Source organism: Thalassotalea ponticola, assembly GCF_041379045.1.
Classification (GTDB): domain Bacteria; phylum Pseudomonadota; class Gammaproteobacteria; order Enterobacterales; family Alteromonadaceae; genus Thalassotalea_A; species Thalassotalea_A ponticola.
This window is the reverse complement of record NZ_CP166871.1, coordinates 2,899,669-2,920,698: the sequence shown is the minus strand read 5'-3', so window position 1 is coordinate 2,920,698 and position 21,030 is coordinate 2,899,669. Positions and strand designations below refer to the sequence as shown.

The 21,030-nt window shown below is 46.4% G+C and carries 17 protein-coding genes; 8 read left to right on the top strand and 9 right to left on the bottom strand.

All coding sequences use genetic code 11. The features are described from left to right. Positions 1–176 precede the first annotated feature (176 nt). From ttcA to ACAY30_RS12710, 7 genes are all read left to right on the top strand, one after another. Positions 177–1,103, top strand: coding sequence for a tRNA 2-thiocytidine(32) synthetase TtcA (ttcA, locus tag ACAY30_RS12740; protein WP_290252576.1), 927 nt, complete (start codon positions 177–179; stop codon positions 1,101–1,103). A 270-nt stretch (positions 1,104–1,373) separates the two neighbouring features. Next, a complete protein-coding gene (gene hutC, locus ACAY30_RS12735) occupies positions 1,374–2,075 on the top strand; it encodes a histidine utilization repressor (protein WP_290252577.1) in 702 nt (233 codons plus the stop codon). 9 nt (positions 2,076–2,084) lie between these two features. Further along, a complete protein-coding gene (hutH, locus tag ACAY30_RS12730; RefSeq protein WP_290252578.1) occupies positions 2,085–3,587 on the top strand; it encodes a histidine ammonia-lyase in 1,503 nt (500 codons plus the stop codon). A 16-nt stretch (positions 3,588–3,603) separates the two neighbouring features. Beyond that, complete coding sequence (locus tag ACAY30_RS12725; protein WP_290252579.1) at positions 3,604–5,616, top strand: urocanate hydratase; 2,013 nt, start codon at positions 3,604–3,606, stop codon at positions 5,614–5,616. A gap of 252 nt (positions 5,617–5,868) precedes the next feature. Continuing rightward, positions 5,869–6,855: a glutathione S-transferase family protein gene (locus ACAY30_RS12720; RefSeq protein ID WP_290252580.1), complete on the top strand. Its 987-nt coding sequence runs from the start codon at positions 5,869–5,871 to the stop codon at positions 6,853–6,855. 11 nt (positions 6,856–6,866) lie between these two features. Continuing rightward, entirely contained in the window at positions 6,867–7,751 is an 885-nt protein-coding gene (locus ACAY30_RS12715; RefSeq protein WP_290252581.1) for a LysR family transcriptional regulator, read from the top strand. A gap of 367 nt (positions 7,752–8,118) precedes the next feature. Beyond that, positions 8,119–8,811, top strand: a complete 693-nt coding sequence (locus ACAY30_RS12710; RefSeq protein ID WP_290252631.1) for a pirin-like bicupin family protein — start codon at positions 8,119–8,121, stop codon at positions 8,809–8,811. On the opposite strand, the gene ACAY30_RS12705 is transcribed toward ACAY30_RS12710, so the two are convergent. Then, positions 8,808–10,877: a TonB-dependent receptor gene (locus ACAY30_RS12705; RefSeq protein WP_290252582.1), complete on the bottom strand. Its 2,070-nt coding sequence runs from the start codon at positions 10,875–10,877 to the stop codon at positions 8,808–8,810. The genes ACAY30_RS12710 and ACAY30_RS12705 overlap by 4 nt on opposite strands. A gap of 206 nt (positions 10,878–11,083) precedes the next feature. Between ACAY30_RS12705 and hutI the strand changes: the two genes are divergently transcribed. After that, the gene (hutI, locus tag ACAY30_RS12700) at positions 11,084–12,319 is read left to right on the top strand and encodes an imidazolonepropionase (RefSeq protein ID WP_371189927.1); all 1,236 of its coding nucleotides are present in this window, start codon (positions 11,084–11,086) and stop codon (positions 12,317–12,319) included. A gap of 145 nt (positions 12,320–12,464) precedes the next feature. On the opposite strand, the gene rraA is transcribed toward hutI, so the two are convergent. From rraA to rpmE, 8 genes are all read right to left on the bottom strand, one after another. Further along, entirely contained in the window at positions 12,465–12,950 is a 486-nt protein-coding gene (gene rraA / locus ACAY30_RS12695; RefSeq protein ID WP_290252583.1) for a ribonuclease E activity regulator RraA, read from the bottom strand. A gap of 130 nt (positions 12,951–13,080) precedes the next feature. Further along, positions 13,081–14,172, bottom strand: coding sequence for a DUF3541 domain-containing protein (locus ACAY30_RS12690; protein WP_290252584.1), 1,092 nt, complete (start codon positions 14,170–14,172; stop codon positions 13,081–13,083). A 1-nt stretch (position 14,173) separates the two neighbouring features. After that, the gene (locus ACAY30_RS12685; protein WP_290252585.1) at positions 14,174–15,277 is read right to left on the bottom strand and encodes a DUF3541 domain-containing protein; all 1,104 of its coding nucleotides are present in this window, start codon (positions 15,275–15,277) and stop codon (positions 14,174–14,176) included. After that, positions 15,261–17,159 (bottom strand): M3 family metallopeptidase, encoded by a 1,899-nt coding sequence (locus tag ACAY30_RS12680; RefSeq protein WP_290252586.1) that lies wholly within the window; start codon positions 17,157–17,159, stop codon positions 15,261–15,263. The genes ACAY30_RS12685 and ACAY30_RS12680 overlap by 17 nt, the downstream gene beginning before the upstream one ends. Continuing rightward, positions 17,134–18,096, bottom strand: a complete 963-nt coding sequence (locus ACAY30_RS12675) for an alpha-L-glutamate ligase-like protein (protein ID WP_290252587.1) — start codon at positions 18,094–18,096, stop codon at positions 17,134–17,136. Before ACAY30_RS12675 ends, ACAY30_RS12680 begins: the two co-directional genes overlap by 26 nt. Continuing rightward, positions 18,097–19,599 carry an inactive transglutaminase family protein gene (locus ACAY30_RS12670; RefSeq protein WP_290252588.1) on the bottom strand — a complete coding sequence of 501 codons (1,503 nt, stop codon included), beginning with the start codon at positions 19,597–19,599 and terminating at the stop codon, positions 18,097–18,099. It abuts the gene before it with no gap. Positions 19,600–19,601: 2 nt separating this feature from the next. Further along, entirely contained in the window at positions 19,602–20,279 is a 678-nt protein-coding gene (locus tag ACAY30_RS12665; protein WP_290252589.1) for an ATP-dependent zinc protease, read from the bottom strand. Positions 20,280–20,719: 440 nt separating this feature from the next. Continuing rightward, on the bottom strand, positions 20,720–20,935 hold the full coding sequence (gene rpmE, locus ACAY30_RS12660) for a 50S ribosomal protein L31 (RefSeq protein WP_290252590.1): 216 nt from the start codon (positions 20,933–20,935) through the stop codon (positions 20,720–20,722). Positions 20,936–21,030: the final 95 nt, after the last annotated feature.

The window sequence follows — 21,030 nt, the reverse complement described above, 5'->3', positions numbered from 1 at the left end:
CAAAATACAGCATGGCGCAGACCTCAAGCGATGGGCGACGCCAACAACACGCGTATTATCCGCTAACTGGTTGAGCATTAATGGCATAATGCTTGTACACTTTTTAATACCTTTTAATTTTGATATTCAGTATAATTCGCGCCGATTTAACACATCTGAAATGGTTCGAGGTCAAAATGCAAGACGCTATCAGCAAAAAACAGGCTTACAGTTTTAACAAATTGGAAAAACGCATTCGCCGCGAGGTGGGTAAAGCCATTGCTGACTTCAATATGATTGAAGACGGTGACAAAGTCATGGTTTGTTTATCTGGAGGCAAAGACAGCTATACCATGCTCGATACGTTAATGCACATGCAACGAGTCGCGCCTATTTCGTTTGATATTGTTGCGGTTAATCTCGATCAAAAGCAACCGGGTTTTCCCGAGCATGTGTTGCCGCAATACTTGAAGTCAATTGATGTAGAACATCTCATCGTTAACGAAGATACGTATTCGATCGTTAAAGAAAAAATACCAGAAGGCAAAACCACGTGTTCATTGTGTTCGCGTTTGCGTCGCGGCATTTTGTACAAAACGGCTAAGCGCCTAGGCGCGACAAAAATTGCCTTGGGACATCATCGCGATGATATTTTAGAAACCTTATTATTGAACATGTTTTACGGCGGTAAGCTAAAAAGTATGCCGCCTAAACTGGTTACCGACAACGGCGAGCACATAGTCATTCGTCCACTTGCCTACTGTAGAGAAAAAGACATTGTTCGTTACGCAGAGCAACGTGCTTACCCGATTATTCCGTGTAATTTATGTGGTTCGCAAGAAAACTTGCAACGCAAAATTATCAAAGAAATGCTCAACGGTTGGGATAAACAATACCCAGGTCGTATCGAAACCATGTTTAAAGCGGTTACCGATGTGGTGCCGTCGCATTTGGCTGATACCAAGTTGTACGACTTTGCCGGCTTAAAAGCCACAGGCACGCCGTTTGCCGACGGCGACATTGGTTTTGACAGTCCAGACATTCCCAGTCAGCCAGTGGTTGTTGACGAAGATGATCAACAGCAACAACGAGAAAATCAGCTTAATATCGTTAACCTGAGTTAACCGAATTTACCCATCAATGACATAACAGCGCTTATTAAGCGCTGTTTTTTTATCTGCACAGATCTGTTACTTGGTTTTGTTAACCGCGCTGCGTAGTCTAGCTATACTGTTAGTAGCTAGCCCCGTTATATCGGGTTCTTAGAGGTTGTATATACAAGTGTTTTATGCCAAACTAGCGCCCCACTGTTATCCGTATCGGTTTGATTGAATTAAGGCAAGCACATGCTTAACGGGTAGTGTGTAACAGGCTTAATGGTTAAGGGATATAAAGTGTCGCAGCCAAAATTTGTGGTTATTAAACAACACATCTTGCACAACATTGAACACGGGATCTGGCCCGAGCATCAGCAAGTGCCCTCAGAAAACGAGTTGGTTAGCCAGTTTAAGGTTAGCCGAATGACCGCCCGTCGTGCGTTACAAGAGTTAACCGATGAAAATGTTTTATACCGAACTCAAGGACGCGGAACATTCGTCGCCAGTTTTAAATCACAATCGTCGTTGTTAGAAATAAAAAATATTGCCGATGAAATTCAACAGCGCGGTCATGCTTACCAAGCCCAAACTATTGCCTTGTCGAAACTGCATTTACCCGAACCACTGCACAGCTTGTTTGACTTAGAGCGGGGCACGGATATCTTTTACAGTGAAATTTTACACTTTGAAAATCAGCGACCGATTCAACTAGAACAGCGTTATGTCAACCCATTAGTGGCACCTGACTATCTCGATCAAGATTTTAGTCAGTTAACGCCACACGAATATTTATCAAAGGTTGCTCCGCTCACGGAGGCAACGCACGAAGTAGAAGCGATAATCGCTTGTGAAAAAATAAATCAGTTGTTGTCGATCGACCAACAACAACCTTGTTTACAGGTAAAACGACGTACTTGGTCATCTCAAGGCGTTGTCAGTTTTGCCGTTTTGACTTCCCCCGGCGACAAGTATCGCTTGGGAGGTCACTTAACTTTTTAGGAGATACGTGTGACTTTTAAATATGGTATTGATCGCCTAGACCTAGATACGGTTAATGGCATTGCATCGGGTGCGATTAAAGCCGAATTGTGCCAACAAGCAATAGATAAAATTAATAAAAGTCGACAGAATGTCGAGAAAATGGCTAATTCTGATGAGGCGGTATACGGGATTAATACTGGCTTTGGTCCGCTTTGTGACACCCAGATTTCAGTAGCAGAAACCAATTTATTGCAGAAAAACTTATTGATTACCCATGCGGTGGGCGTAGGCGAGCCAATCGCAAAGTCGATATCCAAGCTTATGCTGATCACCAAAGTGCACGCTTTGAGTCAAGGCTTCTCTGGTATTACCTTAGACGTTGTTCAGCGCATGTTGACCTTTCTCGAACTCGATCTCATTCCAGTCGTTCCCGAGCAAGGTTCAGTAGGTGCTTCGGGCGATCTAGCACCGTTATCACATTTGTTTTTACCGTTAATCGGTGAAGGTGAGTTTTGGCAAGGTAATAAAACCATCTCGGCCGCAACCTTACTTGCCGAGCATGGTCTTCAGCCACTTGAATTGCAGGCGAAAGAAGGCTTAGCATTGATCAACGGCACCCAATTTATCCTATCGCACGCGATTACCGCATTAACTAAAATGCGTTACTTGTTGGACTTGGCCGATGTCGCCGGCGCAATGAGTATTGAGGGGATGCAAGGTAGCCAGTCACCATTTAGAGATGAGCTACACCAAACCCGTGCTTTTAAAGGTAATTTAGAAGTGGCATCGCGTATGCGACGTCTGTTCAAAGACTCGCAGAATATGGCCTCTCATACCGACTGTGATCGCGTTCAAGATCCGTATTCACTGCGCTGTATTCCGCAAGTGCACGGCGCGTCTCGCAATGCCTATTACCACCTACAAGAGCTAGTTGAAATTGAAATGAACTCGGTAACTGACAACCCAATTGTTATCAGTAGCGAAGAAGCTATTTCAGGCGGTAGCTTCCACGGTCAACCGCTGGCAATGGTTCTCGACTATGCCTCCATTGCGGCAGCTGAGTTAGGTAATATCGCCGATCGACGTTGCTACTTATTACTAGAAGGTTTGCATGGCTTGCCGCGCTTACTCACCACATCGGGTGGCTTGAACTCGGGGATGATGATCCCGCAATACGCAACAGCGGCTTTGGTAACTGAAAATAAATCGCTGTGTTTCCCACCGTCAGCTGACAGCGTGCCAACCTCAATGGGACAAGAAGATCACGTGTCAATGGGCAGTATTTCAGGTCGTAAATTGAATCAAATTCTAGGTAATCTCGACAAAATTTTTGCCATTGAGTTGATGTATGCAGCGCAAGCTCTAGAGTTTAGACGCCCGAATACATGTTCTGATCTGATTGAGCAAAACTTTGCATTGATCCGCAGTAAAGTGGCTAAGTTAGAAGAAGACAGACTGCTAAAACCAGACATTGATGCGATGATTGAGTTGGTAAAAACTCAAGCATTTACGGTAAGCTTTTCGCACTAAATACAAGGTGAAGAACATGACGAGTATTAGTCAATTCCAACAACAAATTAAGCAAGGCATCCCAGCTGAGCTACCAGCGGCTAAGCCATATCCAGCAGACGCTAACCGCGCGCCAAAACGCAAAGACATTCTCAGCGCAGAAGAAAAGCAACTGGCGGTGCGCAATGCGCTGCGTTACTTTCCCAAAGAGTGGCATCAAGAGCTGGCTGAAGAATTTCTGCAAGAGCTAAAAGACTTCGGGCGCATCTACATGTATCGCTTCAAACCAAACTATGAATTAAGAGCGCGCTCGATCAGTGATTACCCAGCCAAGTGCGAGCAAGCGGCAGCAATCATGTTGATGATCGATAACAACCTTGACCCAGCGGTAGCCCAGCACCCTGAAGAGTTAATCACCTATGGTGGTAACGGCGCAGTTTTCCAAAACTGGGCGCAGTATTTGCTGGCGATGAAGTACTTGAGTGAAATGGAAAGCGATCAAACATTGCACCTTTACTCTGGTCACCCAATGGGTTTATTTCCATCGTCTAAAGACGCACCGCGCGTTGTAGTGACCAACGGCATGATGATCCCGAATTACTCGAAGCCGGATGATTGGGAAAAATTTAACGCCTTAGGTGTGACCCAGTACGGTCAAATGACCGCGGGTTCGTTTATGTATATCGGTCCGCAAGGTATCGTACACGGCACCACGATCACGGTGATGAACGCATTTCGCAAGGTCTTAGCCAAAGGTGAAACGGCAAAAGGCAAGATCTTCTTGACCGCAGGTCTTGGCGGTATGAGCGGCGCGCAACCTAAAGCGGGTAATATTGCTAACTGCATTACCGTATGTGCTGAAGTCAACTCTAAAGCGGCGATAAAGCGTCACCAGCAGGGTTGGGTTGACGAGCTTATTGATAATATGGACGAGCTAATCGCCCGCGTTAAAACGGCACAGCAGCAACAAGAAGTGGTATCTATCGCCTACATCGGTAATGTTGTTGACGTTTGGGAGAGCTTCGACAAGGAAGATATTTTTGTTCATTTAGGCTCTGATCAAACCTCATTACACAATCCGTGGTCGGGTGGTTACTACCCAGTAGGCATCAGTTATGAAGAGTCAAACCGCTTGATTCGCGAAGAGCCTGATGTTTTCAAAGTGAAAGTACAAGAAACCTTAAAACGCCATGCAGATGCGGTTAATCGCCACACGGCAAAAGGCACTTACTTCTTTGATTACGGCAATGCCTTTTTACTTGAGGCATCACGCGCAGGTGGTGACGTGATGGCGGACAACGGTATTGATTTTAAGTATCCATCGTATGTTCAAGATATCTTGGGGCCAATGTGTTTTGACTATGGCTTTGGTCCGTTCCGCTGGGTGTGTACATCGGGCAACAGTGACGATCTCGATAAAACCGACGCCATTGCCGCTGAGGTACTCGAGCGCATTATGCTAGAGTCTCCAGAAGAGATTCAACAACAGATGCAAGATAACATCACTTGGATCAAGGATGCTAAGCAAAATAAATTGGTGGTTGGCTCACAAGCGCGAATTCTTTATGCCGATGCGCAAGGCCGCATTGAAATAGCCAAAGCCTTTAACGACGCGATTAATCGCGGTGAAATAGGGCCGGTGGTATTGGGGCGCGATCACCACGACGTCAGTGGCACCGATTCACCGTTTAGAGAAACCTCAAATATTTATGACGGCAGTCGCTTTACCGCAGACATGGCAATTCACAATGTGATTGGCGACAGTTTCCGCGGCGCAACTTGGGTGTCTATTCACAACGGCGGTGGCGTAGGCTGGGGCGAAGTGACTAATGGCGGTTTTGGTATGTTGCTCGACGGTAGCGATGATGCCGAGCGCCGTGTGCAATCGATGCTGTTATTTGACGTTAATAACGGTATTGCGCGACGCAGCTGGGCCCGCAATGAAGAGGCGGATTTTGCTATTCGCCGAGAAATGGCGCGTACGCCAAAACTTAAAGTGACTTTAGCTAACCGCGTTGACGACGACATCTTAGATAACTTGTCGCTGTAACTCGCTCACATCAATATCCTTATAAATGCATTAACTTAGCCAAGGCTAGGTTAATGCATTTTTTTATCTATAGCGTCAATAACTAACTATCCGACAATGTCGATGTACACGCGTTGTTGCTCATCACTTTGAACGAGCGTTGACGGTTCATTCGTTTAAAGCGAATTAATAAAACCGCTATTTGAAATATTAAACTGGCCCAGAGCAAGCCATACTATGAGTTAGACACAAGATAGAATGAGAGGAGTAATTATGGGTTTGCTAGTTAATGGCGTATGGCACGATCAATGGTACAACACTGACGAGAGCAAAGGCGAATTTCAGCGTGAAACCGCGCAATTGCGCAATTGGATAACAACCGATGGCAGCGCTGGACCTACCGGTGAAGCAGGCTTTGCCGCCGAGCGCGGGCGCTACCATTTATACGTATCGCTGGCCTGTCCTTGGGCGCATCGAACCCTTATTTTTCGCAAACTAAAAGGGCTAGAGGATTACATCAGTGTATCGGTTGTCAGTCCCGACATGTTAGAGCACGGCTGGACCTTTGACACCGAATCCGGCTCGAGCTCCGATCATTTATTTGGTTTCGATTACATGCACCAAATTTACACCAAAAACAAAACTGACTACAGTGGTCGAGTGACTGTTCCCGTGCTGTGGGACACCAAGCGCCAATGTATTGTCTCTAACGAATCGTCAGAAATTATACGCATGTTTAACAGTGCCTTTGACTCGTTAACAGGTAATGAGTTGGACTTCTACCCCAGTGCATTGCGCGCAGAAATCGATGAAATTAATGACTACGTTTACCAGCACATCAACAATGGTGTGTACAAAGCTGGGTTTGCCACCACGCAACAAGCCTATGAGCAAGCTTACCACCAGTTGTTTACTGCACTAGATACCATTGAGCAACGCTTAGACAGCAAACGCTACTTAGTTGGCGACGTGCTAACCGAAGCCGATTGGCGTTTATTCACCACCTTGATCCGGTTTGATAGCGTTTACGTGGGACATTTTAAATGCAATCGACAAACCATTGAACAATATCCAAATATCAGTAATTATTTACGCGAGCTATATCAATATCCAGGGGTAGCTGAAACGGTAGATTTTTATCATATAAAACGTCATTACTACTTTTCACACACCATGATTAACCCAACTCAAGTTGTGCCAGCCGGTCCTGATATTGATTATTTAAGTGCGCACAATAGACAGCGTTTGGCCGCGTCATAACAGGAAAAAAAATGGACTCATTACTGCGAATAACACTAGAGCAATGGCGCATGTTTCGCGCCGTCGTTAAGTACGGTGGCTTTAATCAAGCGGCCACTCATATCCACAAAAGCCAATCGAGTGTGCACAGCGCAGTGAGTAAAATTGAAGACTCGTTGAACATTAAGTTACTCGAAGTGGAAGGGCGCAAAACGGTGCTCACTGAAGCGGGAGAAAAGCTTTTACAACGGGCGGATTATTTATTGCAGGAAGCGGCAAAGTTAGAAGCCGTGGGCTTAACCCTAGCCAAAGGCGAAGAAACCACGTTGCGGGTGGCCGTCGAAGAGATTTTTCCAGTCAATATACTCTATCAAGTGCTGGAGAATGTGTCGGCCCAGTATCCTCAATTAAACATTGAAATTCGCGAGTGTATTTTAGGTGGTGCTCGCGAACTACTCGAACAAGATGAGGTTGACTTAGCCATATCTCCGTTTCGCTTAAGCGGTGGATTTAGTGAGCAACTCACCCGCATAGTATTTCAAGCGGTTGCTCACCCCGAACACGCATTACACCAAATCGAACGGCCGTTAACCATTGAAGACTTAAAAGCCCATCGACAAATCGTGGTTCGAGACTCTGCTCTGCATACCAATACCGATGCAGGTTGGCTTGGCGCTGAGCAGCGCTGGACGGTAAGCCATATGCGCAGTTCCATCGATATCATTAAAAACGGTTTGGGCTATGCGTGGCTGCCGATCAGTTCAATAAACCAAGAATTGCAATCAAATCAACTCAAAACATTGAATTTAAGCTTTGAAAATCATCGCGAAGCCGCGTTATATCTGATTTTTAAAGATGGCGATAGTTTGGGACCTGCGGCGCGAACGTTTCTCGCCGAATTGCGCTATCTGTGTTAACCGACATCCGAAAATTCGCGGAATCTAGGGTGGGCAGACAGTTCGATTATTTCGAATGCAGTAGGTTATTTATACTAATTTTGTAAAGCGCCCTCGTTGATTACACTGTGAACTGTTGATCTTTGCTGTCTGTTTTGTCGCAGTTATGCGAGTGCTTTTTCAAAGTGGCGCTTGCGCTGTGTGGTTATTCTTGATGAGTAAATCACAACGCGTTAAAAATGCTTAATAAACGCAGTCCTAACATATTCGGTTATTGGACTGGTTTAAAAGTCATTTTCTCACCGCACTTCGATTAACCCCCTGTTGATGCGAATGAAATCGATACCACAAAGATCATAGAGATTATTAGTTTTTTTTGGAGGCAATGATGCAATATATTCGTTTAAGTGAAGAGCGAGGCCATGTTGACTTTAGCTGGTTACAGTCAAAACACAGCTTTTCCTTTGGCCACTACTATGATCCGAAACACATGGGGGTGTCGGTGTTGCGGGTGATTAACGATGATATCGTCGCACCGGGTGCTGGCTTTGGTGCCCATGGTCATCGCGATATGGAAATCATTTCGTATGTGTTGTCGGGAAGCTTGGAGCACCAAGACAGTACCGGTAATCGCTATAAAATTACTGCTGGTGAAGTACAACGTATGAGTGCGGGTAGCGGTATCATGCACTCGGAATACAATGGGTCAAAGACCGAACCGGTAAACTTTTTACAAATTTGGATTCAACCCAAGCACAAAGGGCGAAAGCCGTCGTATCAACAAAAATATATCAAGCAGCAAGGTGTGTTAACGCCATTGGTCAGTGAAACTGGCGTCGCCGATTCGCTCACCTTAGATCAAGATGTATTATTGTCGCGTTTGGTATTAACTAAGGGCGATGACTATCGTTTACACGACCAGCACTACGTCACTTATGTCCATATTATCGAAGGGCAGGCTGAAATCGCAGAGCGTCAATTTAAAGCTGGAGATGGCTTTGCTCTCGCCCCGAATGAGGCCGTTAACATCAGCGCCCAAAGTGATTTTCAGGCGCTGCACTTTTTATTACCTAACGATTAAAATTGGTAATTGATATCGGCATAAAAGCGACGGCTTTGGCCGGGGAAGTAGCGATCGCCACTAAAGCTACTGTAGTCCGCTCGGGCAGCATAGCGCGTATCTAGAAGGTTGAGTACGCGCAATTGCAGCTTCAGTCGCTTGTTGAGCTGATACTGACTGAGTACGTCGATTAACTGATGGCCTTGGTAGTGGTGTTGGTTTTCTGCATCAGTAAAATAATCATCCACCCATCGGTATTGCAATTGAGCACTGACTCGATCACTTGCCTGCCATTGCATGCCTAAAGTGTGCAAGTGCTTGGGCGCTGAATCAAGGTCATTACCGGCGATATCTGCAAGCGCATTGCGTTGACCATGGGTGTAGCGATGACGATTGAAACTAGAGTGTTGAAAATAGGTTAGGTGTCGATTGATAGGCCAGTTGAGATCCAGCTCAATACCGTGGTGACGAGAACCCGCGCCGTTGATGTTAAAAGCATCGCTGTTGCGAATGATCAACTGTTGTTTTTCACTGTAATACAACGCCAGTTTGAGGCTCAAAACGCTGTCAGTGATAGCGTAACCAAACTCAATGCTATCCGTTTGCTCCTCGCCCAAATCGGCACTTTGTTGCTCGCGTTGTAAGCGGTATAGCTCGGTGGCTTGTGGCGCTCTAAAACCATGGCCAGCGTTGATGTAGAGCTGACTGTCATCGCTAAGTCGGTATTGCATACCCAGTTGATAAGAAGGCGTGGTAAAGCTGTCTTCTCTATTCTCCGGCCGGCTGTAACGGCAGCCGCCAAACTCACACGCGACGCCATTTTCGTCGGTTCTACCGGCGAGCATATTGTTGTGGTAATCGTAACCTTGATAATCGACGCGCAGACCAAGTTGCCAACTCAGGCGGTCAGATACAAGCCAATCGAGGCGTGCAAACGCACCTGCGTACAGGGCGTTAACGCGATAGTCGTAATGTTTACCTTCGGGGATCGTCGCTTGCAGAAAGTTAGAGCCAAGGGTAGGACCATCCTGATATTGCAACAGGGAGCCTTGACTAAATTCACCGTCAAAGCCCATTAACCACTGTAAGTCTGGCTGTGAGCTAGTTTGATACTGACTCTTGATACCGATGCTTTGTTGGCGATTTTGTTCAATCGGTTGGCCGGGTAAAAAGTGCATCAAAAACGCCATGTCATTGTGGCGAAGATACGGGCTTAGCGATATCACGTCGCCATTTTGCAGATCTTGTTCAATGTGCACGGCTGCGCGCAAGGAGTAGGCGTCGCGATACGCATCTGGATTGGCGTTTAATTGGCTGAGTTGTTCGTCTTTATAAGCGTCTTTACCAACCACGTATGTCGCTGTTTGTTGTGCTAAGTGATTGAGACTAAAAGTACTGGTGTAGCGTCTATGACGACTTTCGGTTTGGTGTTTAAGGTACAGGTTTTGCTGTTCTACGCCTGAACTTTGTCGCCAGCCGTGATCGCTAGTGACGGACAATTGGCCGCGTATGGCACTATCGGCATGATTGATGTCGATGCCTGCGCGATAGATGTCCTCGCTGCCGACGCTTAGGTCTAGGTCGGCAAAATCATTAGCAATGACATTTGGCGTGATCACGTTAATAACCCCATTTTGGGCGTTTGAGCCAAATACTGAGCTCCAAGGGCCCTTGAACACCTCTATGTATTGGGCGTGAGCTAGGGGCGCCTCAAACAATTCGTTAATATTGCAAAAGCCGGCGGCGCGAAGTGGAATACTATCGACTAAGGTCAATAGGCTACCGCAGGCACCAGCACCGGTGAGCACACCGGAGCGTAGCGAGGGTAGATATTCAACGCCACTACCTCGATGAAATTCACTGCCACTGATGCGCACCATCAGCTGTTCAATGTGTTCTGGGTTGACGTTGGCTATGGCTTGTTTATTAACGCCACTGACGAGTGTCGTACGGCTACTTTGATTTTGAACGACAATGCGTTCCATTGCCAGGGATTGGTCTGCGGCTTGCTCAGCAGACTGAACAGACGCTGTCGCTTGCAAGCTAAACGTACATGCGAGGCTTACAACATATCGATACAAAGACATAACTCATCGCTATAATTAACAAAAATCGCCATATAGTAACATCTGACCGAGCAAAATGAAGGACAAAGTGACCGTTTTAAAGTCACGCTTATCAACGTACTAGCAAGCAAGTGATAATCGTCACCGGGAGATCATTATTTGCGCGGCGTCTTCACTCACCGTACAATAGCGGCCGATTTCATCGACGATATGTAAAAGGGGTACTCATGCAATCAATGTTGTCTCAATCATGGCAAACGGTATTTATTAACGCCAATATCGCCACTATGACACAAGCCGCGACATCTTACGGCGCTCTTGAAAATGCCGCACTCGCGGTTGCCGATGGCAAAATCGCCTGGTTAGGCCACATGAGCCAACTACCCGAATTAACCGCATCGGTTGAGGTTATTGATGTCGATGGGCAGTGGTTAACCCCTGGATTAATTGATTGCCATACCCACATTGTCTTTGGTGGACACCGCGCCAATGAGTTTGAAATGCGCCTGCAAGGCGCGAGTTATGAGCAAATAGCACAAAGCGGCGGGGGCATAGTGTCAACCGTTGAAGCAACGCGCAAGGCCAGTGAAGACCAGCTATTTGATGCCGCTTTACCTCGGTTGTCGGCGTTACACAGCGAAGGGGTGACGAGTATTGAAATTAAATCGGGCTATGGCCTGGATGTCGACAACGAATTAAAAATGCTGAAGGTTGCTAAACGCTTATCTGAGGCGTTGCCTGTGCGAGTGCAAAAAACCTTTTTAGGCGCACACGCCTTACCCAAAGAATACAAAAACGACAGCGATGGGTACATTGACTTGGTGTGCGATGAGATGATCCCGCAAGTGGCTGAACAACAATTAGCTGATGCGGTTGATGTATTTTGTGAGGGCATCGCCTTTAGTGTGCAACAAACTGAACGCGTATTCCAAGCGGCTAAACAGCATGGGTTATCAGTCAAGGTACACGCTGAACAGCTGTCTGATTTAGGGGCAACAGAGCTGGCCGCTCGTTATGACGCCCTATCAAGTGATCACTTAGAGTACTTGTCTGAATCCGGCGTCAAAGCAATGAGTAAGGCCTCTATGGTGGCCGTACTGTTGCCGGGGGCATTTTATTTTCTGCGAGAAACCAAATTACCGCCAATTCAAATGTTGCGCGATAACAATGTGCGCATGGCTATTGCGAGTGATGCCAACCCAGGGTCTTCACCGATCAATTCAATTCAACTGATGCTCAATATGGCGTGTACTCTATTTCGGTTAACGCCAAATGAAGCGCTGGCAGGAGTGACCTGTAATGCGGCGCGCGCACTCGGTATTGATGATAAAGTTGGCGAGATTGCTGTTGGTATGGAAGCCGATATTGCCGTTTGGGATATTAGCCAACCAGCACAGCTGTGTTATCAATTTGGTGTTAATCCGCTAACAGCGTTGTTCAAGCACGGTCACAAGGTGCGCTAGATACTCTAGGGCGTATTGACCGTAGCTAAAACACACAGCGAAGATCAATACGTCCTAGCAATGTGAGCAACACTTCACAGAGCGCAGTAGATGTCGGTTATGGCGATGAGCCAGATTGTCGATATCGCCGGTGTTTATTGCCAGGTTAATCGATATCTAAAGCGTCTTGAGATAACACCACACCGGTATTGTCGGCGTAAATATGATCCTCGGGTAAAATGGTAACCCCAGCAAAATTCACAGCGACATCCACTTCGCCGACCTCGGTATCGTCAGCACCGACCGGGATTGCAATCATCGCTTGAATACCGATATCTAAATCTTCAAGCTGATCTACCTCGCGTACACTGCCATAACAAATGATGCCTTCCCAACCGTTTTTCTCGGCGGTTTCTGCGATGTAGAAATCAATTAAGGCGCGACGAGAAGAGCCGCCACCATCAATCACTAATACTTTACCAGAGCCATCTTGCTCGACCATGTCGCTGATTAAGCCATTGGACTCAAAGCACTTAATCGTCACAACGGTACCGCCAAAGGAGCTACGGCCACCGTAGTTACTCAAAATAGGTTCGAGTACGTCGATCGAATCTGAGTAAAGATTGCATAATTCTGAGGTGTTATATTGCATGTCAAGATCCACTATTGCTGTCTACGGGGGTGTCAGTCTGCCTATTAGTATAATCGTTGTAGTCTCATCGACAAGAGAAACTTTTAATTAGTTCAATATGTTATTTACTCTGACGACGTATAAACGTCACTTATTGACGATACACTATCGGTACTTTGCCTTTCAGTTGTCGGTGTTCTAACAAGTGCGGACCTTGAAACAGGGTTTCAGGCCAATTGAGCAAGGCATAGGCTAATACATTGCGATGCTCGCCTGTGCTCAAATCGTCACTGCCTTTAACGGAAAGCACCATATTTTTCTCTTCATCAACGGCGTTGTTGATCGCGTCTTGCATAGCCAATAATGTCGGGTGGTTGTTTAGGCCAGCCAGTAAAAAGCACAAGCCTACTTCCGCCTGAACGTCTTCTTTTGAGTGTTTGACAATTCGCTGTTGGCGTTGTTCAAAGTAGTCTAGAATCCATGCGTGCTCCTGTTTTGAGACAGTGTGCTGATAGTACTGGCTATCGGCCAGAATAATGTGGGTGAGTCCATATAACTTGTTATTGAACTCGCGTTTACTCAATTTACTGTCTTGGTCATCGGGGTAGGCGCGTAAAAATGCCGCCTTTAAATCATCCGTCCAGTCGCTAATTTTGAGCTCCTTGAGCCAATAAACGTAGTTGGCTACTTGCGCAGCATAGGCGTGAATAAACGACGATGACATAAGCAGCTCGTACAACTGTACAGTGTTGATATAATCGACAAACAACTGATGCGCAGGGTGGCGTAAGCCGTATTCGTTGAGTTTGGCCATTTGATAAATGAGGAATAGGGCAAATCGCTTGTCTTGTGTATCTTGTAAAACGGCGCGACGCAATTTGCCTCTCGGGGTTTTTCTAATGCGCTCGATCATCGCCTTAGACTGCTGCAGACGCCAGTCGCGATCGTGAATGTGTTCAGCGTACATATTGAGTCGGTCGGTTATCTGGTGTACTTCGGTGGCGGCTTGTTGGGCGTAATATAGCTCACCAGTCAGGCGGTACATTCTCACCGCATAATGGTTTTGCGCACCGCGAGACAAGCGAACGAAATTGCTGTCGTAGGTTGTTCGGATGCGCTCTGCTGTAGCGCGCCATTGTTGCTGCTGTTGAGCATTGGTTTTATCGCTTGTAGCGTTGGCGACATTGGCGACGAGGCCAGATAAACCAGAAGCCAACAGGGTTACTAACAGTAACTTACCCATATTATTGATGTCCATCGTTGAGTGAGCGTGAGTGTTGAGTATAGGCCGGTAAATACGGCTTTAATTCGGCCATATCATTAAAAATGGGCCCTCGGTGCAGGCGCGGTGGCCAGTTAAACAACATATAAGCGAGTACATTGCGATGCTCACCAGTTGCTAAGTCAACTCTGCCGTTAACACTGGGGATCATGCCAGCCTGTTGATCAAAAGAGCTCGCCAGGGATTGCTTAAGTAACGCTAACATAGGTTCTGAGTTTTGTTGACAGAGTAAAAATACTAACCCCACTTCCGCTTTAATATCCTCACTTGCTTGCTTGAGAATACGCTGTTGATTGGCGCGAAAATAATCGATAATCCACTCAAATTCAGAAGCGCTGACAAACTGTTGATAGTACTGTGACGCGGCAAATACAAAATGGGTTAAACCGTAGAGTTTATTGCGAAAATGCCAACGCGTTAACGAGTCGTCCTGGCTATTGGGGTAGGCAGCTAAAAACGCGGTTTTGTAGGTTAGTCGATGATCAGCAATGCCTAAATCGCGTAACCAATAGACGTAGTTTGCCAGCTGTGCAGCCCAAGCGCGAATCATTACCGGATCGGTTAGAGCGGGACCGAAATCGTAGTTTTGTAATGCGAGTTTGACATCCTCTGGTATGGCCACGCCGAACTCGTGTAAGCGAGCGGCGTAACGCAGTAACTGATCGGCGTAAAAAATAAAGCTAGGGTGTGCTGCTAAAGCGCGACGACGTGCTTTACCGCGGGTTGAATCCCCTAGTTGTGCGATCAGCTGCTGGCTGTATGCAGCAATCGCGTCGGCATCATTGAGTTGGGTGCGCAGGGCGTGCATCCGATCATTGACCACGTAATAATCATACAATGCAGCCGGCAGGTATTGCTGTTGACCACTGATCCGATAAAGGCGAATACCGTAATGTCCCTGGATACGGGGAGGCAGTTGAAACAACTGACTTTCAAACGTCGATTTAATGCGTTGCGCCATATGCTCATGCGACGCTTGTTCCGCGGCAACAGTAACGTAACTTATCAGTAGTAGCCAAATGGTTGAGCAAATTTGCCCCGCTGTGGATTTATAGCGCTTTGTCATGGGTAACCCATTGAATGATATCTGTTAACGACAAGGGTTGTTGATACAACCGAGATAGAGCATTTTGCATTACTCCGTCATGGTTATCGATAAACATTGCCTGTACAAACTGTTGACCGTTAAAGCGCTTGTTAGCGTAATCGGCCAATAAGCGCTTTGCCATTAGTTCCGACCAGATATAACTATAGTACCGAGGACCGTAGGTGGCCAGATGGGAAAAGCTGTATTGGCTAGATGCTCCTTGCGGATACGCATGTCCCCAAAAGCGACTGGCGAGTTCGGCGTTTATTTGTTCAATATTTTGTTTGGTTATTGATTGGCGGTGATAAGCCAATGCCATAGCGGCTTTATACAAACGGATGCGCAACACAGGATTGGTGTTATCGACGTTATCACGGTTGAACACAGCGCCAAATAATTGCTGTTGCAGTTGTGGGGTAAGGCTTAATAATTCAAACCATTTAGCAGGCATTTCAACCACGTCGCGTTCAATGCGAATGCCGGAAACGGTGTGGTAAGGCTTACTTGATAACACGTTGTGTAACAGATGGCCAAATTCATGAAACAGCGACTTAACGTGCTTTTCTGTCCATTTTTTCCTCGGCAAATTGAGAACCAGCGCACTACTGGGCAACTGTATGTCAGTGACACCACGGTGCAGTGCGCGATGCCGGTTGTTTTTATACTTGCCATCTCGTGGGTGTAAATCGAGATAAAACACAGCCAATAACTGAGCGTCATCGGCCTGACTTTTTAGCTGATAAACTTCAACGTCAGGATGCCAAGTTTGCGCCGTGACTTTTTCAACGGTTAAAGCAAACTGTTGTTCAAGCAAGGTAAACAAGCCTTGTTTGACAATGGTTGGCGCTAGGTATTTTACCTCGCTGAATGCACTCGATTGTTGGTTTTGTTCGGTTTGTCCTAACAGTGATTGTTTGGCGACTCGCGCTTGATATCGATAATCCCATGGGGCTGGTGCCTCGGGTAGTGCTTTGACCGTCTCGTCAAGAAATTCAGCGACGTTATCTGCTGACTTAAGCATCGTCGATTGCAGTGATAAATCGGCGTAATGCGGGTAATTTCGAATCTTGGCAGTTTGTTCACGCAACGCCAGTAACTCGAGTAAGTTGTCGCGATTTGTGGCGGCGTGCCTGCCTTGATATTGCTGATACACTGAGCGCCGACACGATGAGTTGCTGATGCGACTGACCATAGTCAGGTAGTGCTTATCGGTTATTGCAGCGCGAAGTTTATCGTCTTTAACAAAGCGCTGTTGTTGCTCAGCCGACAAACCAGCGCGGCAGCTCAGTGGCAGCTCGAACCAAGCGTCTACTGGTATCTGCGCCTGCTTTCTAAATTCTCCTGATACGTGCTTAGCGCGGCTTCGTATCTCAGTGTATTGCTGATTGCTGTATTTGTTGTGACGCGATAAATACTTGCGCAGCACTCTGTGCTGTAAAGGGTTACTCGCGAATGGCTTCGCACGTTCGAGTAACATGCCAACACGGCGTTGACCGAACAACGCATTGATGTTGCTTGAGGTTGTCTTTTTACACTGTTTTGCCGTGTTTTTAAGACGCTTATCGGCTAACACATCAGCGTATAAATAACTTTCGTGCAACACATTAAAAGCGGGGATAAGTACGCCTTCGAGTTGTCGTATATAGCCGTCAAAACTATCGCTTTGCTTAAAGGTGAACTCACTGGTTAACTGGCTATTGACGTGCTGACAGCGCTCGCTAATATCCCCTGCGGGTCCAATAAAGGCCGGTGGTTTTGGGGAGGTCGCAAAGGCAGAAAATGAACACGCCACACTAATCCAGACGAGCTGTATCAGCGCCGTGGCGATAACGCAGTTAATCGTTGAAATGACTCTTCGCATAATCGACTCGCTCGGCAATGCTTTTTCGCCGCTTGTGATCGAGCGTTTCCAGTTGTCGCAAGCGCGGTAGCATACCCATGCCATTGGCTATTTGAATGGCCAAACCCGGCCGAGCATTGAGCTCTAATACCATAGGGCCTTTTTGCTTATCCAGCACGATATCAGCACCGAGGTAGCCCAATCCAGACATTTCAAAACAACCGGCAGCAAGGTGTAACAAGCTGTCCCAGTTGTGAATTTGAATGTCGGCAAAGGTCATCTGTGTATCGGGGTGAGTGAGAATGGGTTTGTCGTATTGCACCGCGCGTTTGGCTTTGCCCGTAGCGACATTGATACCAACGCCGACTGCGCCTTGGTGCAAGTTGGCTTTGCCATCGCTGGCGTGAGTAGCTAAGCGCAGCATCGCCATCATCGGATAACCTTGAAATACGATCAAGCGAATATCGGGCACCCCTTCGTGACTTAACCCCTTAAACACCGGATCAAATTCGATTAGCGCTTCGATAACTGCAACGTCAGCGGCACCACCTAAACTAAACAAACCGGCAAGAATATTACTGACGTGACGAATCACTTCATCTCGCGTTACATAGTCGCCACTGGCTTTCATGTAGCCATTTTCATCTGTTTTTAAAATGACTAAAATCCCTTTCCCGCCGCTGCCTTTGGCCGGTTTAATACAAAAGCCGTTGTGCTTGTCGAGAATATCAAACACGTGATTGACTTCGTGTTGCTGGCGAATGACTCCGAGCAAATCGGGAACGGCAATACCGTGCTCTAAGGCTAAGTGTTTGGTTTTTAGTTTGTCATCAACATTGGGATACAAGGCGCGATCGTTATAACGACTAATATAGGAAAAATTGCGTCGATTCATCCCCATGACACCGCGGTCTCGAAGTTTAAAGGGGTTGGCAAAGTTAAACATAGACGATCTCATTTACGGGGTGTCTTCGGCCATCGGACGAAAGCGACGCAACTCAAGTAGGCGATACCCGGTGTATTGTCCCATCATTAAAATTAAAGCCATCACAATGGCGTGTACACCAAGAAAATTAAATGCCCAGTGGCGGATCAGGTAATTGTCCATCAATAAGTATGCGACCACAGCCACAATCATTGATCCCGAGCCTTGTATTAAGACTTCTTTCCCACCTTCTTCTTCCCAAAGGATACTCATTCTTTCAATGGTCCACGCCATAATAATCATCGGGAAAAAGGTAATGGTTAATGCTTCGGTGAGTCCCATGCGAAACGCAAATACGGTAAATACGGTAATTATGCCTATCACCACGATAACCACGGCCGAAATCCTCGACACAAGTAACAAATTTAAGTGTGATAGGTAAGAACGAATCAGCAAACCGGCAGAGACAATCAGCAAAAAGCCAATCACACCGTTGAGTAACTCGGTTTGAATAAACGAGGTGGCGATAAGTATCGGCATAAATGTACCGCTGCACTTTAAGCCAATAATAACTCGTAAAAAGACCACCACTAATGCACCAATCGGCAACAGTAAAATGCCCTTGAATAAATTTTGCTCGGCGAGGGGCAATTGGTATAAACCAAAGTCAAAGAAGTCGCCTTTGGTGGCCGCATTATTGGCTTCAATAACAGCACTGGTGGTGGTTTTACTTATTGAAAACTGTACTTTGGAATTGCGTCCACCAACCACATCAAGTAAAGATGGCGCCCCTTGCTGCCATACTAATACGGGCAATTCATCATCAAAAACGTCCGACTCAATATCCAACAAGTGCCATTGCTCATCAAAGTAAATTTGCACTAATGGAATTAAGCTTTGTTTGCGTCGACCATCCTCGAGTACCAGACCGCGAACCATTTGCGTGGGAATTTCTGCCATTAACATCAACTTGGTAAAAATACTGCTCTTTGAGTGGCTGGATTTGAGAATGGCGACATCTTGGTCATCAGAATTTAGCGCCTGGCGCGCCTGCATCACCAGCGATGCATTGTCACCAGAACGAGAAAAGATCTTTTTAAATAAATCGTTTAGCGAACTTTGCAAAGGTTCGGTGAGCACTTCAACATCTTTGCTGCCCGTGGGCGCTGGTTGCGGGGCTGGATCAATGGCGCGCTTTACCGACGCTTGGTAATAGAGCCGTTGCTTACCCTCTGCCTCGCGCTTACTCCAGGTTACCGATGGCGCCTTTTCTTCGCGCGAAATATGCATACCGTAGCCGGGTGATGCGGTGAACTCATCAACCAAGGTAAAGCGATTGTCTTTGGGTAAGGTCAATTTAGCGGTGACCGGATTACCTGTAGCGGTAAATTCTATTTCAGCTTCTATTTGCCATATATCAATTTGCTCACCAGGGGTGAGAGGGACACCCATTTTGGTGTGGCGGTGATAAATACTGGATATGCCTACGATAAAAAGCAGGCCTACAAGCAGCAAAAACGGTTTGCGAGAAGTCAACGTTATTCTCCACCTTGTAGGTATTTTGCACTGACATCAACAACGGCTATATCGGTTAAAAATTCGCGACCTATAAGTACTTGATAATCTAAGTGATCACGATCGGCAAGCGAGAACTCTGCGCGATATTTTTCCTGGCCCAACTTAAATCGCATTTTTATTACCGGTCGTCGATCAGCACTGCTACTGGTTTGCTGGATAATGCGGATAATGCGCTCTACAGGATACTCGTATGTTAACGCGTCCTCTTTGTCTTCCAGTTGAAATCGCACCCACTTATCGCCATCGCGTTCAAATCGAGTTTCATTATAGACCCCTAACGAAGAGGTCACCGCTCCAGTATCAATGCGGGCATCAAAACGAAGCTTTTCTTTGCTGAAATAGACGCTTTCAACCGCGCCAACGGTAAACTTGCCTGAATTATTGGCAGTGGCTGGATTACTACTCGCGGCTGCTTGAGTTTGTTGCTCGGCGGTACAGCGCTCGACATAGACTATTTCTTTAGGAGAAGGCTGTTGTTGCTGCTCTAAGCGCGTCATAAAGTCTTCTAGCAAGGCATTGTTGTCTTGCTGACAATTACTGGTTATCGCCGTTGACAGGTTGGTTTCAACGCGCTGTAACGAATTTTGTAGAGTGTTGATTTGCTCAACTGTTTTCGGGTGTGGCTCAGATGTCATCATACAGCCACTTATAGCCGTTATCACGGCTAGCGGAACAAGGTGCTTAAGCATAGTCTATTTTTACATATATGTTTTACGTTAGTATTTTAAATTTTAAGACAAATTTCAAATATTGTTTGTATGTCAGAGAGATATATTGCAATAAAGTTGCTAACGCGGCAGTAAATTTGGAACCAAAACGCTTGGGCTAACAAAAAATTTCGTGCAACTCACTGTAACTAATGCAAATGTTGAGTGTTTAAAGAGTTGGTATGACCGTGGCAACAAAACAGGCGCCTGAGCGAGTGTTACCCAAAGCGTGTTGGTACATTGATGAGAGCAGCGGGTTGATGTGTAGAGATAAGGGATTTGGCAAAAAAGCGAGTGGTGGTGAATTTGGTTGCAAAAAGCAAAAAAGGCGCCTGAGCGCCTTTTTTAAAACTCTTCGGTCGAAGTAATTATTACTTCTTACCACCAAGCATGTTGAAACGCTTGTTGAATTTGTCAACACGACCACCAGTTTCAGCAGCTTTTTGCTTACCAGTGTAGAATGGGTGACATTCTGAACATACGTCCAAGTTAAGATCTTTAGCGACCGTTGAACGCGTTTCGATCACGTTGCCACAAGAACAGTTTGCCTTGATAGCTACGTAGTTAGGGTGAATACCTTCTTTCATGGGATAACCTCTATTTAGGCCGTATCGCTATCTGATCTTTTGCCAGACACCATACGAGTTACATTTTAGGGTGCGCATAATACGTGATAGCAAAC

What these genes read in the sequence shown, in the direction of transcription:
- ttcA (WP_290252576.1), top strand. Translation starts at nt 177, where the DNA reads ATGCAAGACGCTATCAGCAAAAAACAGGCTTACAGTTTTAACAAATTG.
- ACAY30_RS12725 (WP_290252579.1), top strand. Translation starts at nt 3,604, where the DNA reads ATGACGAGTATTAGTCAATTCCAACAACAAATTAAGCAAGGCATCCCA.
- ACAY30_RS12720 (WP_290252580.1), top strand. Translation starts at nt 5,869, where the DNA reads ATGGGTTTGCTAGTTAATGGCGTATGGCACGATCAATGGTACAACACT.
- ACAY30_RS12715 (WP_290252581.1), top strand. Translation starts at nt 6,867, where the DNA reads ATGGACTCATTACTGCGAATAACACTAGAGCAATGGCGCATGTTTCGC.
- ACAY30_RS12710 (WP_290252631.1), top strand. Translation starts at nt 8,119, where the DNA reads ATGCAATATATTCGTTTAAGTGAAGAGCGAGGCCATGTTGACTTTAGC.
- ACAY30_RS12705 (WP_290252582.1), bottom strand. Translation starts at nt 10,877, where the DNA reads ATGTCTTTGTATCGATATGTTGTAAGCCTCGCATGTACGTTTAGCTTG.
- hutI (WP_371189927.1), top strand. Translation starts at nt 11,084, where the DNA reads ATGCAATCAATGTTGTCTCAATCATGGCAAACGGTATTTATTAACGCC.
- rraA (WP_290252583.1), bottom strand. Translation starts at nt 12,950, where the DNA reads ATGCAATATAACACCTCAGAATTATGCAATCTTTACTCAGATTCGATC.
- ACAY30_RS12690 (WP_290252584.1), bottom strand. Translation starts at nt 14,172, where the DNA reads ATGGGTAAGTTACTGTTAGTAACCCTGTTGGCTTCTGGTTTATCTGGC.
- ACAY30_RS12685 (WP_290252585.1), bottom strand. Translation starts at nt 15,277, where the DNA reads ATGACAAAGCGCTATAAATCCACAGCGGGGCAAATTTGCTCAACCATT.
- ACAY30_RS12680 (WP_290252586.1), bottom strand. Translation starts at nt 17,159, where the DNA reads ATGCGAAGAGTCATTTCAACGATTAACTGCGTTATCGCCACGGCGCTG.
- ACAY30_RS12675 (WP_290252587.1), bottom strand. Translation starts at nt 18,096, where the DNA reads ATGAGATCGTCTATGTTTAACTTTGCCAACCCCTTTAAACTTCGAGAC.
- ACAY30_RS12665 (WP_290252589.1), bottom strand. Translation starts at nt 20,279, where the DNA reads ATGATGACATCTGAGCCACACCCGAAAACAGTTGAGCAAATCAACACT.
- rpmE (WP_290252590.1), bottom strand. Translation starts at nt 20,935, where the DNA reads ATGAAAGAAGGTATTCACCCTAACTACGTAGCTATCAAGGCAAACTGT.